This window comes from Flagellimonas maritima, from assembly GCF_003269425.1.
Classification (GTDB): domain Bacteria; phylum Bacteroidota; class Bacteroidia; order Flavobacteriales; family Flavobacteriaceae; genus Flagellimonas; species Flagellimonas maritima.
Map to the genome: position 1 here is coordinate 1,068,764 of NZ_CP030104.1, position 17,679 is coordinate 1,086,442.

12 protein-coding genes are annotated in these 17,679 nt (G+C 38.2%); 1 reads left to right on the forward strand and 11 read right to left on the reverse strand.

Translation table 11 applies throughout. The annotated features are described in order from the left end of the window. Nucleotides 1–26 precede the first annotated feature (26 nt). The 4 genes from HME9304_RS04695 to HME9304_RS04710 form a co-directional block, all read right to left on the reverse strand. Nucleotides 27–3,227 (reverse strand): efflux RND transporter permease subunit, encoded by a 3,201-nt coding sequence (locus HME9304_RS04695; protein ID WP_112377480.1) that lies wholly within the window; start codon nucleotides 3,225–3,227, stop codon nucleotides 27–29. Then, nucleotides 3,224–4,384 (reverse strand): efflux RND transporter periplasmic adaptor subunit, encoded by a 1,161-nt coding sequence (locus tag HME9304_RS04700; RefSeq protein ID WP_112377481.1) that lies wholly within the window; start codon nucleotides 4,382–4,384, stop codon nucleotides 3,224–3,226. Before HME9304_RS04700 ends, HME9304_RS04695 begins: the two co-directional genes overlap by 4 nt. 151 nt (nucleotides 4,385–4,535) lie before the next feature. Further along, the gene (locus HME9304_RS04705) at nucleotides 4,536–5,423 is read right to left on the reverse strand and encodes a leucine-rich repeat domain-containing protein (RefSeq protein WP_112377482.1); all 888 of its coding nucleotides are present in this window, start codon (nucleotides 5,421–5,423) and stop codon (nucleotides 4,536–4,538) included. A 131-nt stretch (nucleotides 5,424–5,554) separates the two neighbouring features. Then, nucleotides 5,555–7,465, reverse strand: coding sequence for an ABC-F family ATP-binding cassette domain-containing protein (locus HME9304_RS04710; protein ID WP_112377483.1), 1,911 nt, complete (start codon nucleotides 7,463–7,465; stop codon nucleotides 5,555–5,557). Between the two features lie 64 nt (nucleotides 7,466–7,529). On the opposite strand from HME9304_RS04710, the gene HME9304_RS04715 reads away from it, so the two are divergent. Then, nucleotides 7,530–7,922 (forward strand): DUF983 domain-containing protein, encoded by a 393-nt coding sequence (locus tag HME9304_RS04715; RefSeq protein ID WP_112377484.1) that lies wholly within the window; start codon nucleotides 7,530–7,532, stop codon nucleotides 7,920–7,922. Here the strand turns inward: HME9304_RS04715 and HME9304_RS04720 are convergent. The 7 genes from HME9304_RS04720 to topA all read right to left on the reverse strand — a co-directional run bounded on the left by HME9304_RS04720 (nucleotide 7,910) and on the right by topA (nucleotide 17,622). Continuing rightward, nucleotides 7,910–8,965 carry an NAD(P)/FAD-dependent oxidoreductase gene (locus tag HME9304_RS04720; protein ID WP_112377485.1) on the reverse strand — a complete coding sequence of 352 codons (1,056 nt, stop codon included), beginning with the start codon at nucleotides 8,963–8,965 and terminating at the stop codon, nucleotides 7,910–7,912. The two genes, HME9304_RS04715 and HME9304_RS04720, sit on opposite strands and share 13 nt — an antisense overlap. Nucleotides 8,966–9,199: 234 nt before the next feature. After that, nucleotides 9,200–10,102, reverse strand: a complete 903-nt coding sequence (gene porN, locus HME9304_RS04725) for a type IX secretion system ring subunit PorN/GldN (protein ID WP_112377486.1) — start codon at nucleotides 10,100–10,102, stop codon at nucleotides 9,200–9,202. Nucleotides 10,103–10,120: 18 nt separating this feature from the next. After that, nucleotides 10,121–11,680 (reverse strand): type IX secretion system motor protein PorM/GldM, encoded by a 1,560-nt coding sequence (porM, locus tag HME9304_RS04730; RefSeq protein WP_112377487.1) that lies wholly within the window; start codon nucleotides 11,678–11,680, stop codon nucleotides 10,121–10,123. Between the two features lie 66 nt (nucleotides 11,681–11,746). Further along, complete coding sequence (gene porL, locus HME9304_RS04735; protein ID WP_112377488.1) at nucleotides 11,747–12,397, reverse strand: type IX secretion system motor protein PorL/GldL; 651 nt, start codon at nucleotides 12,395–12,397, stop codon at nucleotides 11,747–11,749. Between the two features lie 76 nt (nucleotides 12,398–12,473). Beyond that, nucleotides 12,474–13,853 carry a T9SS ring complex lipoprotein PorK/GldK gene (gene porK / locus HME9304_RS04740; protein ID WP_112377489.1) on the reverse strand — a complete coding sequence of 460 codons (1,380 nt, stop codon included), beginning with the start codon at nucleotides 13,851–13,853 and terminating at the stop codon, nucleotides 12,474–12,476. Between the two features lie 123 nt (nucleotides 13,854–13,976). Further along, nucleotides 13,977–15,131, reverse strand: coding sequence for a formimidoylglutamase (locus HME9304_RS04745; protein ID WP_112377490.1), 1,155 nt, complete (start codon nucleotides 15,129–15,131; stop codon nucleotides 13,977–13,979). Between the two features lies 1 nt (nucleotide 15,132). After that, nucleotides 15,133–17,622: a type I DNA topoisomerase gene (gene topA, locus HME9304_RS04750; protein WP_112377491.1), complete on the reverse strand. Its 2,490-nt coding sequence runs from the start codon at nucleotides 17,620–17,622 to the stop codon at nucleotides 15,133–15,135. Between the last annotated feature and the right edge of the window lie 57 nt (nucleotides 17,623–17,679).

Sequence of the window (17,679 nt, forward strand, 5' to 3'; positions counted from 1 at the left end):
CAGATTTTCATGGTAAAATTCAATCATTAATGAATCCCGTGTTTTTCTACCTCTAGTTCCTTTACAGCCCTTTCAACTTCTTTTGGCGCCACTTTTTTTCCTGTAAACAGCCATTTTGATCCTACTTTGATGTTATTACTTATGGACAGCAGGACCGGAAGCATTAACAAGGTCAAAAAAGTTGCCATTACTATTCCATAAGAAATTGATATGGCCATCGGCTTTAAAAATTGTGCCTGTCTACTTTTTTCCAATAGAAGTGGTGCCAAGCCCGCCACAGTTGTAAGGGAAGTAAGAAATATAGCTCTGAATCTTGATTTACCTGCCATTAGAATTGCTTCTGCATAGCTACTCCCTCCTTTAAGATAGCTGTTGAATTTTCCTATCAGTACCAAGCCATCATTCACCATAATCCCAATTAATGCTATAATACCCAATCCTGAAAGCACGTTGATTGGAAATCCGTGAATGAAATGTCCCCAGCCAACACCGATCAGACTAAAGGGTATCATTAAAAGCAATAGTAAGGGTTGGCTATAGCTTCTAAAGGTAAAGGCTATTACGGCATAAATCAAAAATATGACTACTGGAAAAACAAGGCCTGCAGAATTTGAGAGTTTAGAAGCCTCTCTGTTTTGACCTTCATATGAAACTTTTACTGTAGAGTATCGAGACTGTATTTCTGGAACTATATTATTTCTGATATTCGCCAAAATATCGGTTGTACTTTGATTGGGGTCTTTTAAATCCGATTCCACCCGAATCTCCCTAACACCATTTAAATGTTGAATTGACTCATCACCGCGCTCTATATGATAATCCGCTATTTCTGAAAGGGGTATTCTGTTACCTGTTGGGGTTATAATCCTCATATTATCCAAGTTATCTATGGACGATCTATTTTCTGCAGTGTAACGGACCCAAACTTTTATCTCATCTTGACCACGCTGAAAACGCTGGGCCTGAAAACCAAAAAATCCAGAACGAACCTGAGATATTATACTTTGTAAATCCATCCCCAAGGCGTATGCATTCTCTTTCAATTGAAGCCTTATTTCCTTTATCCCTTCCGGGTCAGTATCCACTACGTCTTTTAATAAGGAGTTTTTTTCGAGTTCTGCCCGTAACAAATCTTTCGCACCTTTGAGCTCATCGGTATTATTGCTCAATAATGATATGGATATTGGACTGCCCCCAAAGTTTCCTCCAGAGCCAAAAGTCAATCGTTCAACACCATAAACACCACCTACTGTATCCCGTATGGTGTTCGTTATTAAAAAAGATTCAAAATCACGTTCTTCGCCTGGTAATAAATTTACCCTTAAGGATGCCTTGTTGGTGCCTGGCCCAACTCTTTTAATTACATTTTCAACTACCTGCTTGTTCCCCGACTGCCTTTTAGAAAATTTTTCATTTACTTTCCAGACATTCTGTTCAACCATGGTAATGATAGAATCCGTTATACGTGGATTTGTTCCTTCTGGCATTAAAAGATCAATGGATACACGGTCACTTGCAATGCTTGGAAAAATAGTAGTGCCGATGATGCCGCCACCAATAGATCCTATTGTAAGAATCAAGAACATCGCAAAAATTGCAAACCCGAATATTTTATTTCTCAAAAAAAACTTTAATGTAGGTGCATACCAGTTATCACGCATATATTCCATTATACGGTCTCCGTACGTGTTGATCGTTCTCATTTTTGCGAAAAATCGCTGTACTCCATTCTTCGCTTCCTTCTCTCCTTCTTTCATCCTTACCAATGCCTTGGAATGTGCAACGTGGGCTGGCAATATTATTAACGCTTCAAAGAGTGAAACTACCAATGTGATAATTACAACTGTAGAAACTTCTGCAAAAAATTCCCCGATTCTACTATCTAAAAAGAGAAAAGTAGAAAACGCCAAAATTGTTGTAAGAATAGCGGAAAGAATAGCAGGCATAACCTCAAGGGTACCATCCACTGCAGCGTCTACTGGGGACTTCCCTTTTTCGTAATGTTGGTATATATTCTCTGCTATAACAATACCATCATCCACCAAAATACCAATGACAATTATCATCCCAAAGAGGGAAAGTACATTTATGGTGACATCGAAAGAACCTGCAAATATGAACATCCCCAAAAAAGAGATGGGCAAACCAAAAGCGACCCAAAAAGCCAAGCGGGAATTTAAGAATATGGATAGAAAAGCCAAAACCAGTATAATTCCTACGGCTGCATTTTCAGAAAGTAATTTTGTTCTTTGCTTTAAGGTTATGGAAGAGTCCGACACTACATCCAATCGAATGTTATTGTATTTTTCGTTAAACTGCCCAATATATTCATTGACCTTATCAGCGGTAGGAATCAAATCCTCGCTATTGGTATTGCTTATTGTGATGTTTACGGAAAGATTTCCATTGAAATAAGAAGCATTTGGAGTTTCGGAAAATCTATCACGAACCGTAGCAACATCCCCTAAACGTATTTTGTTACCATTGGGTTGTGCTTTTAGAATGATGTTGTTCAACGCATCTCCATAGTATGAACGGTTATTGACCCTGATCAGATATTCTTCGGAATCCGTTTTAATATTTCCCCCGGTCAGCAAAAGATTGTTACTGGAAATTGATTGGGCAACCTCATTGAAGCTTAGATTGTATGCCAATAGATCCAGCTCGCGCACGGCAATTTCTATTTCCTCTTCCGGAAAGCCTGTTATTTCAACTTGGGAAATTCCATCAAAACCACGAAGATCGTCCTCAACATCCCTTGCTATACTTTTTAAAGTGGCCAAGGAAACATTCTCCCCGCTCACGGTAAAACTTATGGTCTCTCTAATAGCTTCTTGTTTGCCCACTATCAATGGCTCCATACCGGTTGGAAATGTAGGTACTTGATCTACCGCATTCTTTACTTCCAATAGCATAAAATCAATATCGTATCCTTTTAGGATTTCAACAGTTATATTGCCACCATTCTCGCGTGAAGTGGATGTGACCCGATCGATACCTTCAATCCCTTTAAGATTGTCCTCGATTTTGATTACTATTCCTTCTTCTATTTCTTGTGGTGCGGCACCGGGATAGTTAACGTTGACCGTTATTATTTTTGAGTCGACCAACGGAAAGAAGGACGAACGCAATCTTGATGCTCCTATTATCCCAAATATTAGAAATGCAATGATGATTACGTTTACAGCAACCCCGTATTTAATAAAATATTCAATTACTTTTTTCATGGGGCTGAACCTTTTTTGGTTTCAGTACTGGTGCTATCCGTGGCGTTTTCTATTTCAGCAATACGGACCAGCATTCCTGGGTAAGCCCCGGGAACAGGCTCGGAAAGTAGTACAGTTCCATCTGCCAAACCTTTGAGAACTACTTTCTTTTCTGAAAAATAAACAGGATTTACTTTTTGCACGGCCAATAGGGAATCCTTTACCACAAATACTTCATTGTTGTCCAGCATTAGTTTTCTTGGTATCTCGATAGCCTCGCTTTCTTCCTTTGCCATCAAGGAAGCATTGAGGTACATTCCTTCTTTTAAATCTTCGGATTTTACTTCTATAAAAGCACTTACAGTTTGTGTTTCTGGATTTACCCTGCCATTGATTCTAACCACATCACCGGTCCATTTTTGTGTACCTTCAAGATTACTCAAGGTTACCTGTCCACCCTCCTTTAAAAGATATCCATAAGTTTTTGAAATGGCCACTTCCAATTCGTAGATACTTGGATCAATAAATTCTCCCAACTTTTGACCATTTCTGACCAAAGTTCCTTCATTTACCAAGGCTTGAGTAAGAATACCATCAAACGGAGCCCTAATGTTGTATTTTGATAAGCGGTTCTCTAAATTTTTGATTGTATGGTAATTGGAAATTATACCTCTTCCATTTATGAAATAATTTTCTTTGTCTGAAGCCATCTCCGGTAAACTTGGCAATGCTTTGTCAACACTTACCTGGTTGAGATAATCTTGCCATTTTGGTGCGATTTCTGGAAAGTCAAGATTCAAATCGGGTATTGTTGACGCCAAAAGGTTATAAAAATTACTTTTTTGTGCTTTTACCGATGAATAATACTCAGAGTCATCGATACGAAGAAGACTTTGGCCTCTTTTAAAGCGCTGACCTGTCTTGAAAAGTTTGTAACTGGATTTAAGTACTCCCTGTACTTCTGAATAGAGTTCGACCCTTCTTTTAGCCAAAAGGTTTCCGTTGGATTCGATTACTATAGGAACAGTTTTGTTCTGTACGGTATCCACAAATACCGTTTTGACCGAGCGCTCAACTCTTGATTTAGGCCTTTTTTTATTGTTGATAATCTGTCTTGCTGCGAAAATGGAAATCACTATTAAAAGGATTCCCAAAATGGAAAGTAAAATTTTACGCATCTATGTAGTTGGATTTGCTATTGCAAATCTATTCTGTTACAGTATTACGACGGTTAAAAATTTCATAAAATGTTTGTTTTTTGACTATGTTGCAAAAAAATTGGGGATACACGCCTGTATCCCCAAACCAAACAAACTAAAGTATAACTAACTACTCATTTTCTTCAACATCTTCAAATTTTGTATCCGCCATTCTTGTACGCTGTAATTGCACCTCGTTGAATTTTGGGTTCAATGCCCTTTCGTCGGAATCAAATACCAAAAATTGTTTTGTATCCATCTCATTAAGGCCTTTGTAAGAATTAAATCTATTATTTTGTATTTGAAGAATTTTTAAACTTGCCAATTGACTGAATTCTGAAGGTATTTCACCTCCCAATTGATTGTTTGCCAATACCAATTCTTTTAACTGGCCCAATTGGCCTACTTCCATTGGTATAGATCCTTCCAAATTATTTTCAAAAAGTCCCAGAGCTTCTAAATTTGTTAAGTTGCCTATTGAATTTGGAATTTTGCCTTTTAATGTATTACTCGATAGGTTGAGCTCTCTCAGGTTTTTTAATTCTCCAAAAGTTGATGGTATTGAGCCGCTCAAAAAATTATTGAACATGGAAAATACCTCCAAATTCTTTAGGAGTCCAACATTTTCAGGTAATGAACCTTTTATTCTATTCATCTCCAATCGCAACACTACAAGTTTTTCCAATTTTACGATATCTTCTGGCAACACGCCTGCTATATTATTAAAGGCAAGATTTAGGTGTGTTAGGTTTTTTAACTTTGCAATACTTTTTGGGATTACACCTTCAAGATTATTTCTAAACAAATTTATCTTTACTACGTGATTGTTCTTGATTTCGATGCCCTTCCATTGGTGTACAGGTTCATCAATATTCCATGGAGTGGTCCATTTTTCGCCATTGGTACTTTCAAAAAGGTCAATGAGCGCCTCTTTTTCCTTTTTTGAGATTCCCGTGTTTGAATACACTTGTATTACTGTAAACAATAATGTAAAATAGAAAGTAGCTAGTCTAAACATGGTTTTGGTGTTTAAGTATTCAGAATTTACCTACAAATAAAGCAAAGAAGGTAAAATCTTACAAATTTATGGGGTGAAATGTGTGAAATGTGTTGTGAAAGTGATAAAAACTGTTGTGAACATATGAGAAACTAACTTAACCGCTCAAGGTCATTGGATATTTTTTCCCAATCCTCCATTAAAGATTCTAAAGAATTCTTTTTGCCCTGGTAGTCATCAAAAAAATTAGTTTTAGAAATAGTAGTATCGTAATCCAGTAACATATTATGGTCAATTTCTGAAATTTCTTTCTCTAACTGTGAAATTCTTCTTTCCACACCGCTTAACCTATTTCTCAGGGATTTTATCTCTTTCTGTGCTTTATAATCATTCTGTTTTACAGCCTTTTCTTTGATTGCGCCTTTTTTGTCTCCTTTTTCAATTTTCCTAAAATCATCGGCCTTTCGTTGTTCCAGATAAAAATCTATGTCGCCTAAATATTCCTTAATGTTACCATCCTTAAACTCATAGACTCTATCCGTTAGCCCCTGAAGAAAATCACGGTCATGAGAAACTAAAATCAATGTTCCTTCAAAACGCTGCATTGCTTGTTTGAGCACGTTCTTGGATTTAATGTCCAAATGATTGGTAGGCTCGTCCATGACCAATACATTGAACGGTTGCAGCAACATCTTTGCCAATGCCAACCGGTTACGTTCCCCGCCCGACAATACTTTTACATATTTATCTACGTCATCACCACGAAATAAGAAAGAACCCAATATGTCCCTAACCTTGCTTCTGTTTTTTTCGTTGGCTGAATCGATCATTGTATCAAGAATAGTTTTGTTTCCATCCAAATACTCCGCCTGGTTCTGTGCAAAATAACCAATCTGCACATTATGACCCATTTTTAGAACTCCATCATAGTCCAGTTCCCCGACCATGATTTTTGCTAAAGTTGTCTTTCCCTGACCATTTTGACCTACAAACGCTGTTTTACTTCCCCGTTCCACTAAAAGATCAATACCTTCAAGTACTTGGTTTTTACCGTAGCTTTTTGAAAGATTATCAAGTTCAGCAATAACCTTGCCTGGCGTCAGGGATACTGGAAATCGAAGGTTCATAACACTGTTATCATCCTCATCTACTTCAATACGGTCAAGCTTATCCAGCTTTTTTATTAAGGATTGAGCCATAGAAGCCTTTGAAGCTTTTGCCCTAAACTTTTCAATTAGTTTTTCTGTTTGTTGAATTTGTTTTTCTTGGTTTTTCTGTGCACTTAATTGTTGGTCCTTTATCTCTTTGCGCAATACAAGAAATTTTGAATAGGGTTTATTATAATCATAGATTCTTCCCAGTGATATTTCTATGGTGCGATTGGTGACATTGTCCAAAAACATTTTATCATGTGAAACTATGACCACGGCTCCCGAATAATTCTTTAAGAACTGCTCCAACCAAATAATGGATTCTATATCCAAATGGTTTGTGGGCTCATCCAAAAGCAACACATCGTTATTTTGCAATAGAAGTTTTGCCAGTTCTATTCGCATACGCCAACCCCCTGAAAAAGTGTCGGTCACTTTATCAAAATCACTTCTTTTAAAACCAAGTCCCAAGAGCACTTTCTCGGTTTCGCCTTGATAATTATATCCTCCCAATATTTCATAGCGATGGGTAATATCCGTAAGATCTATCATCAACTGGTTGTAAGCCTCACTTTCATAATCTGTCCGTTCGGCCAACTCATGGTTTATTTCATTCTGCTTTTCCTCTAAACGTTTTATTTCATAAAATGCACGATAGGATTCTTCCAGTACTGTTCTTCCTTGTTCAAAATCTATGTCCTGTTTCAGAAATCCGATATTAATATCCTTTTCCATGGCTATTGTCCCGGAATCAAGTGCCATTTCTTTGGAGAGCAATTTTAACAACGTGGATTTTCCTGCGCCGTTCTTGCCAATGAGACCAACCCTATCCCCTGCGTTTAAGCGAAACGAGATTTCCTCAAAAAGATATTCGCCACCGAAGGCGACAGAAAGGTTGTGAATATTTAGCATTTTATATGACTTGTATTACTGAACAATGTGGGACGAATAAGTACCTTTGTAAAAATTGTTGCAAATGTTAAAAAAAGGAAACAAACTCTACAGCATTTTAACAGGAAGTTGCCCCAAGTGTCATGAAGAAAGCATGTATATCAATAAAAATCCTTATGCGCTGACACAAATTTTTAAAATGCATGAGCGTTGCTCGCACTGTGGAACCAAATATAAAATTGAACCTTCTTTTTTTTACGGTTCCATGTATGTTAGTTATGGGGTGGGAATTGCTTTTGCAGTTGCAGCTTTTGTTATTACCTATTTAATGGTGGGAGCCTCTTTGGTAAGTGCCTTTATTGCCATTGTTATTACGATGATTGTTTTTATGCCCGTCATTATTCGCTTATCCCGAAATATTTGGATAAACCTTTTTATAAAGTACGAACCGCAGGCCGTTCAAGGTCAATTGGAATAGTATTTTTCAGTGAATCTCTGAATGTTTATCTCTTGGGCAAGCTCTTTGCCTTCCTCGATAAAATTTAACAATTGTGTTGATGCATCTGGAGCTATAAGAACACCTCTGGAACCAAAACCGTTGAGTACAAATACATTCTTATGTTCTGGATGTAGACCTACCAACGGTCTTCTGTCCGCCACCGTGGGACGAATTCCCGCTACGTGCTGTACGACTTCAAAATCACATTTTAAAAATTTGCCCAATTTCTCCAACAACTCATTTTTAGATTCTTGTGTGGGCGTGTTGGTCTTATCCTTCCACTTGTAGGTCGCTCCTATACGATATAAATCATTTCCCAAAGGGATAATGAAAACTGATGATTTGATAACACTATCCTCTTTCAGCTTAGGGGATTTTATGGTCAAAAGCTCTCCTTTTGTCCCATTTAACGGCAGATAATTGAAGAAGGGATTATTCTTTAAGCCATAACCTTCTGCAAAGACTATTTTCCTTGCTTTGGTTGATTTGTATGATAAACTTTTATCTGTAATCAATAATTCAGAAAAATCAAAAGATTCATTCTGCAAACACATTTTTTTTTCTAAATATGCCTTATAGGAATCGAGTAGTTTTCCAGTATCGACTCTACCGGTATATTTTACTTCTCCAAAACCAAAGGGAGCATCAATGTTTGGATTTTTGTTTTCAAGAATTTTTGTAGAAAGAAAATAATTTAAATCTGGACGGTCCGTAGCCTCAAACCAAAGGTTTTGTTCCTTAACAGACGTAAACCTACGCAATACGGGGATTTTGTAATCCAATTTCACATTGAGTTTTTGTTCCAATCCGCTGTAAAAAGGTATGGCTGATTCCATTTGCGACTTTCCATTCCATGCCATGGTAAATCTTTTCAGAATAACGGGGTTGTACAAACCCCCTGCTACAAGTGATGCTTGTTGGGATTGATTTGAAATCACTTTAAAGGATTTACCGTGATTTTCAAGAGTTTCACAAAATGAAACCCCTGCCAACCCAAGACCAATAACTAAGTAGTCAACCATTTTGCAAAAATAGAAATCAAACTTGAAGAGAGGGGTATGTAACCTGGCAATTCTTAACCGTACTTTAGAATAGACCCAATTGGAAGTAAATAAGAACGCCGCACAAATGTGCGGCGTCTATATGAATTGAATTGGAAAATTAGTACTGCGTATTTATGAGATCCCGATTTTCATCGGTATTAATTTAACCATCTAATTTTACTTACTGTTACACAGTTTTCAAAGATGGGTCTATTAATAAGCCCACATATCCTGCTCCCTATCTCGAATGACCTCTTTGATTCTTTTGGCCTCCAATAGTTGAAACAGTGCATTATCAAAAACGTAATCATCGATTTCGCGGTCTCCGTGAACGTTATCCTCCTTATAGATTACGCCGTTAAATCGTCTTGCGTTCAATAGCATATCATAAGTAATTGGGCGCGCAGAGTTACGTTGGTTATAGACTTTTGCTTCATGCAACACTTGCCTTGCCGCTGGATACCATACCCAAAACAGCTCAACCTTATTCTCTCCAGGGTCAACGGACTCGTCATCGATAAAGTTTACGTCTGGAGCTACCGGTGCAATACCCAACAAACGGTATTTAAGTTCTCCCTGACGCTTATCAAAATACCATATTCCTTTAATGCGATACTCTTCAATATCTGCAGCTGTCAAATCTCTCTGGTTAATAAACTCAGCAGAAATTTGTTCTCCAGCATTGATTTGTTCGTATCCCAGGTCCGTGGTATCCACTTTGCTCAATGTAGCGTTCAAATCTTCAAACTTTCGCTTTTCAGTAAAGTAAGAATCCGTATATACTTCGGTCAATCTACCATTTTTGATATTCTTCATCAAAACGTGGTACAAAGACCTTCTGTCCGCTCCAATACCTATAGTATCAGTGGGGTAGTATAAAGGAAAATTTACACGCTCATCCAAGTCAATTACCTCCCATACTGTTTTGGACCAGAGAATATCTCTATCATCTGTATATCCATATTTCAATGGGGCGTCATTGTCCTGTTCTATTTGGGCTTCGGTTTTTTTACCTATGTCCTCCGGCAATTTAGCATTCAGAATGTTTGCTTGTGCCATCATTGAGATTGGTACCAAACTTAAAGCTCCAATTAAAAATACATTTTTCCAATTCATGATAATCTGTATACTTTTTTAGTTTGTAAGCTCTACAACAACTGGAGACACTTTCTTTAATTTATAGGTCTTGTTGTTTGAAATGTAGGCTTTGATATCAAATATCTGAACAGCTTCACCACGCTTCGCTCTTTTTAAAGCAGATTTAGCTCTTCCATCCAATTTATTTCCGTTTACTACGATGGTAGGTTGACCCGGCACTTTGAATTTGAATCCGCTAACCGCAAGGTTCAAATCAAAGTCAAAGTCTTCCAACATAGCTCCCACGGTAGAAATTTCAAGGTTTTTCCTTGGCATTTTAACGCTACCTGCTTCACCACGTACTGTACCGCCCGGTCTTGGAATATCCTTGATACGGAAGGTTGCAGGCGTACTGATTCTCTGTCCATCGGGTAAAACTCCCGAAGCACTAATGGTAACTTCCCTACCTTTTCCTGGATTCATAATGTATTTACTTCCAGCTCTTCTGGTAAGACCAGGCGCAGATGCAGATACTTTATTATCTGGAATTCCAGGAATGGATATGGTCATGGGGTTGGCAACCCCTCTATAGACGACATTCATTTTGTCAGCTGCAATTACTGCTGCATTAGGCTTAGAAATTGTAGCAAAAGAATTTTTAACTTCTACCGGAATTTCTTCTCCGTCTTGCATAAAGTACATAGTACCAACAATCTCATGGTCTCCAGGACTACCGGCTCCAATCAACATTTGGACACCACCAGCTTCCAACTTATAGTCTTTTCCTTCGGTCAGTTTTCTACCGTCCAAGGTCAACTCGGCTTTAACCGGTGTTGAAGTTTTATCTGTTTTGCTAATAATGATTTTACCATCGTATTTATCACCGTTATAAAAAGCGGATTTGGATGCAAGTAAAGATGTAGCAAAGTTTGTCAATGAAACTTGTTCGGTAAGTTCACCTTCCAACATTGATTTTAACGCATCTTCTTCAGTAGCTTTAACATCTGCTTGAAGAGCGGTCAATTTGGCCAAAGAAGCTACCAAGGGATAACCCTCATAATGATAATTGATCCAATCTTGTCTTGTACCATCTCTTTTTTCCACTTTGCCATCTTCACCTCCTGTTTTAAAACGTGTATTTATAGCACCTTTTAAAGATGGTGGTGCAATTGCAGCAACTTGGGTTCTATACTCGGTAATTCTCTTCATAAATTCTTTTCCTTCAGAAGACAAATTATCTCCTTGAAAAAGTTTCTGGTCCAAATAATCAGAATTATCCATTCTTGCATAATCCTTAGCATCTTCCAGATTTTCGGTCATACCCTTTTTAAGGGACTCCAAATAATCAAAATACTCTTGAGATAAACTTTTTATCTGTTGTGCATTTTGATATAACTCACCGTATTTGACTTCGTCTTCTCCGGCTTTTGTTTCAAGACTCGCCAAAAAGTTATCGTTACTTTCTGTAGTCTTAATATTGGAAGTTTCAAGTTTTTCGTTCATTATCCCGAACGCCGCAAGAACTTCCTTGCTCATATTTAAGGCCAACATCGCGATGAAGATCAAATACATAAGGTTGATCATCTTCTGACGTGGTGTTTGTTTTCCTGATGCCATGTTTTTCTCTAATTAGAATTAATAATTAATTTGATTTGGGGTTTGGTATATTAATCAACACCCTAATTAGTTTTTGCTCATGGCAGATAGCATACCACCGTAAACTCCGTTTAAAGAAGAAAGGTTGGTGGCCAAAGATTCCATTTGGTCTTTTAAAGCACCAGCATTCTGTACTACCTCTTCATTAATAGAAGCTTGTCTGCTTGCACTCTCCAACTGTACTTTGTACAAGCTGTTCAAAGATTCCATTTGAGCTGCAGCATGAGACAGTTCCTCAGAATACTTTTTTGTATGCTGAATTGCATCTGTAGTAGGAGCAATTCCTTTAGCAGCTCCTTCAAAATTCTTGATGCTATCGCCCAAACTTGTAAATAATTTGGAATCGATATTAGCTTCTTTAAGAAGTTCATCCAGTTTTCTGGAAAGAAGACCTTCAGCTTCTTGTGCTTGCTGAGCATCATTCTTATTCCCCTTGGATTGACCATTGTTCAATTCTGGATAAACCAAAGACCAATCGTACTCATCGTCTACCGGTTCAAATGCACTAATAGCGAATATTAATGCTTCAGTAATAAGTCCGACAGCAAGCAGTAGTCCACCGGTCAGTGGTCCGAATTCCCAGTGAAGGATTTTAAATAATGCACCAATAATTACTACCGATGCTCCAAGCCCGTAGGCCATGTTAAACAGTTTTTTTGTTGATTTTGACTGTGCCATAATTCTAGTTTTAATTAAGTTATATAAATAAGTATTTGGTTACTGATCTAAGTAATGTTCTCTCTCTTTTAATAATTTAGTTAGGAAGACCTTGCCCCCTAGTGGAATCCTCTTCACCCATATAATCTTGAACGGTTCGGAACCCGATGTAACTTCTTGCGGAATCTTGATATTCATAGTCCCTGGTACTTACTTGTAAGAAGTAAGCAACGTCTTTCCATGATCCTCCACGGATAACCTTTCTTTTATTTTCACTCGAACCTATGTTTGGGTTCATGGTCGATAAGTATTCGTAAGCACCTTGGTCAAAACTGGAACTAGTCCACTCAGATACATTACCGGCCATATTATATAGATTGTAATCGTTTGGCTCAAATGATTTTGCCTCAACGGTGTAGAGTGCTGCATCTGCTGCATAATCTCCACGTTGTGGTTTAAAATTGGCCATAAAACAACCTGTATCACTTATAACATAAGGTCCACCCCATGGGTACGTACCTCCTTCAATACCTCCTCTTGCTGCATATTCCCATTCTGCTTCGGTAGGCAGCCTAAATTGATTTACAAATTGTTTTCCACGACTTTTCTGATCATCGTTCTTGAACTTGGTTCTCCAGGAGCAGAACGCTTTGGCTTGCTGCCAGTTTACGCCTACTACTGGGTAATCACTATATGCATCATGCCAAAAATAATCATTGTGCATAGGTTCGTTATAGGAATATTCAAAGTCGCGAATCCAAACTGTTGTATCTGGATATATCTCCAACTCTTCATGTTTGATAAAATCTTTTCTCCTTGCAGTTTTAGCTCTTGCAGCGGATTCAATATCCATCCAATTATATTTGTACTTGAGTTGGGTAACATCAATAGTTCTCTGGCCATTATAACTTTCCTCTTCAGGAATGTATAATGAATCCATTACCTCGGAATAATATTCATCTGGGTATTCCGAAGTATCCCAAACCAAATCAACATCTTTGTTCAATGCCCTACCTTCGTATCCAGTCTCGCCTAAACCTGCATAATTATCGAGCATATATTTATCATACACTGAAATTTTGGTTGTATCGGTGTCCTTGAAAGAATACTCCCCAATACCTTCATCTTCTGGGCCAATACCCAGTTCATCAGCAAGAATGGCCAACTTGGTTCTGGCTATGGAATCTTTTACCCACTCAACGAACTGCCTGTACTCACTATTCGTGATTTCCGTATCATCCATGTAAAATGAACGTACGGTAACTGTTCTCGTGGGAGCATTCAATACTTTTGCCTGATCCTCTTCAGCCTTACCCATTACATAGGAGCCGCGGGGAATCAGTTCCATTCCGTAGGGTTTCTCTGGATACCATTTTTTTCCTTTGGCTCCGACTAGTTCACCTTTTGACCTTGATTTTGAACCGCAACTGGTGAGTAAAAAAACAAGTGCTATAGATGAAAAGAATAGCTTTCTCATACTTTAGGTTAAATTTTCGATTTAAGATTATAAACTGTGTAACACAAATTCACTATTCTCAAAACTGTTTTTTAAATAAATTATTGTGTAAATACAATTAATGCCTAAAATTAATTTGTTTTGTTAAAGTCCTTTTCTGTAGGCCTTGAACCACCTTTCCGGAATGTTCTGGTTGCAAGCATCCAGATAGTCCTCTTCAGTGCAAGGTAATAACGCCGATGAATTTGTTTTAGTATGTTCCGGTAAAATTGTTGGAACCTCAACCCACCAACGTTCTGTGACATGGCTCTTGTAGAATATAAGTTCTTCCGTATCGGTTGGAACGGTAAACTTGGTAAAATCCTCACTCTGGGAACTAGGAAATTCTTTTATCCTAAAGCTAATCCCCTCAATAAAATACCATATGATCTGAGCAATCATTTGAAAAGCCTGAATAGAGTTCTCTCCTTCGTATATACCAAACAGTGAAACTTTGTCACTGATACCTGCATACCTTGCTATGGCACATATCTCTCTGCCCGTAAAACCGTTTGGAGAAAAGTTTTTGTACAATCCCATTTCTGCAGCACGTATTGCCCTTAAGTCCAGACTTACTATATCCGCACTTCTTAAAACAGGTTCTGCCAAGCTTACATTGGCAGCTATATCACCCAGTCGATATGCATCAAAGAAAAGACGCTCCATTAAATCCACTTCTTCTTGGGCGTTAAAGTAACTTTGATAGCCAATGTTGGAAAAATTAAAAAGATTGTTGGGTTTGTCCGTGATGATTTTGCTCATGTAAGAGCTTGAAGAAATCAATTCCTCCTCTTTACCAAAATCAAAACGGCTATCAATCGATACCAGATTGATCATATTCCTGATCTTATCGAAAGCTCGATATGTTGGAAAAGTAATATCTTGGGTACCTCCTATTATAATAGGTATAATATTTTCTTCAAGAAGTCCTGCAACGATTTCTTTGACCACAAAGTATGTGTCCGCTACCGTATCCCCTTCCTCAACATCGCCAATATCCAGAATAGTGGAATTCCAGTTACCTGTCATTAGCTTGTACAACTGAATGCGAATTTCGCCAACATCCAATTTCTCTTGCTTTTTCTCAAACGCATTTCTTGATTCCAGCACTCCAAAAATTGCTACCGTAGCGTTTGCAAAGACGGGCAATCCCTTTTTTTCTGTATGCTTAAAAATATTCTTTCCCAATGCCTGTGGTGGCAGTAGTTCAGAAAATGCCAATACCTTATCTTTTATAGGAACCAAAAAATCGAATGCCATATTACTTCTTGGCCTTTGGTTTGGCCTTGGTTTTTTTCTTTGGTGATTTTTTTTCTATCAGGGCCTGTGCTTCTTTTAAAGAGATTTTGGTGGCATCTACATCTTTGGATAGTTCCACTTTAATTTTCCCTTTAATAATATTGTGTCTGCCCCATCGCGCTTTTTCAATACGAATTTTTTCTTCTGGCCATTCTTGAATCAACTTTTCTGCCTCTTTTATCTTTTTTGCTTCGATAAGCTCCACTATGTCCGATTTGGAAAGGTTGTCAAAATTGTATTTTTTATTCACGTTTATAAACATTCCATCCCACTTGATGAACGGTCCAAAACGACCAACGCCCTTAGTAACTTCTTTATCTTCATAATGTGCAATTGGAGCATCGGCTTTCTGTTTGGCCTTGATCAACTCGATTGCCCTATCCATATCAACATCAAAAGCACTTTCCCCTTTGTCCAATGAGATAAACTTTTTGCCAAATCTTACGTACGGTCCAAAACGACCTACATTGGTCTCTACTTCTTCCCCCTCATAAACCCCTAGTTTTTTTGGCAATTCAAATAATTTCATCGCCTCATCAAAAGTAATAGTTGTAATAGACTGGTCTGGCAGCAAACTTGCAAAGAGAGGTTTTTCTTCTTCATCCACAGTACCTATTTGTACCATTGGCCCAAAGCGCCCCAATCTTGCGGCTACTTGTCTCCCTGATTTTGGGTCCGTGCCCAATACCCGTTCACCACTTGCCCGTTCCGCATTCTCTTCAACCTCCAATACGTTGGGGTGAAAATCTTCATAGAACTCTTTCATCATCTTTTGCCAATCTTCTTCTCCAGCGGCTATTTCATCAAAATCCTCTTCAACCTTGGCCGTAAAATTGTAATCCAATATGGTTGTAAAATGATCGACCAAAAAATCGTTTACAATCATACCAATATCCGTAGGCACTAGTTTACCTTTGTCGGAGCCCACCATTTCAGATAGTTTCTTTTCCTCCAGTTTGTCATCTTCGAGCAGTAGTTGCGTATAGTTGCGTTCTGTACCTTCGACCGTACCTTTTTCCACGTAACCACGATTTTGAATAGTGGATATTGTGGGAGCATACGTAGAAGGTCTACCAATTCCAAGTTCTTCCAACTTTTTAACCAAGGATGCTTCGGTGTAACGGTATGGAGGTCTCGAAAAACGTTCTGTTGCCGTAATAAAATTATTTCGCAAGGTTTCTCCAATTTTCATTGCTGGAAGCATTCCCTCTTGTTCTTCTGTTTTATCTTCCTCATCAGTACCTTCCAGATATACTTTCAAAAACCCATCGAATTTCACGACTTCGCCATTTGCAGAAAACTCTTCGTTATGGGAACTTGCCTTTATTTTCACGTTGGTGCGTTCCAATTCGGCATCACTCATTTGAGAGGCGAGGGTTCGTTTCCAAATAAGTTCGTACAGTTTGGATTGATCGCGCTCCAGAGACGGTGCATTCAATTTCATATCTGTAGGTCGAATTGCTTCATGCGCCTCTTGCGCTCCCTTGGATTTTCCAGTATAATTTCTCACTTTGCTATAGGACTCTCCATAATTGTGTACAATGGCGTCTTTTGCCGCAGTTAGTGCTTCTTTTGATAAATTTACGCTATCGGTCCTCATATATGTGATAAGACCGGCTTCGTACAATCGCTGTGCTACCTGCATTGTCCGTCCTACAGAAAAATATAATTTTCTTGAAGCTTCCTGTTGAAGCGTAGAAGTTGTAAAAGGAGCAGCAGGAGATTTTTTAGCAGGTTTTTTGTCCAAGCTGGCGACTGAAAAATTCGCTCCAATATTTTGTTTTAAAAAAGTATGTGCCGCTTCTTTGTTAGGAAAGGTTTTGTTCAATTTTGCAGAAAAAGTATTTCCGTTTGAAGTGCTGAACTCTGCCTGAATCTTAAAAGATGCTTCTGGCGTAAAAGCTTCAATATCCCTTTCGCGTTCAACTATCAAACGAACTGAAACTGACTGTACCCTACCCGCAGAAAGACCCGGTTTTATCTTTTTCCATAGTACGGGAGATAATTCATAGCCCACTAATCTGTCCAGAACTCTTCTTGCTTGCTGCGCATTGACCAAGTTATAATTGATTTCCCGAGGATTATCAATCGCATTTTGAATTGCCGATTTGGTAATGGAGTTGAAAACGATACGTTTTGTCTTGCTCTTATCCAACCCTAATTCTTCTGCAAGGTGCCAAGATATGGCCTCACCTTCTCGGTCCTCATCACTTGCCAACCATATTGTATCTGCTTTTTTGGCTAAATCTTTCAACTTTTTGACCAAGGCCCTTTTATCCTTGTCGACCGTATATTTTGGTTTAAAGTTATTTTCTACATCAACACCAAGTTCTTTGGACGGAAGATCGGCAATGTGACCAAAACTTGATTCAACTTGGTAATCTTTTCCTAAAAAACGTTCTATGGTCTTTGCTTTTGCTGGGGACTCAACAATAACTAAATTCTTTGGCATGCAATGGATTTTGAAGTGACAAAAGTATACCAATTTTTCGATTTGATGCTACACCTT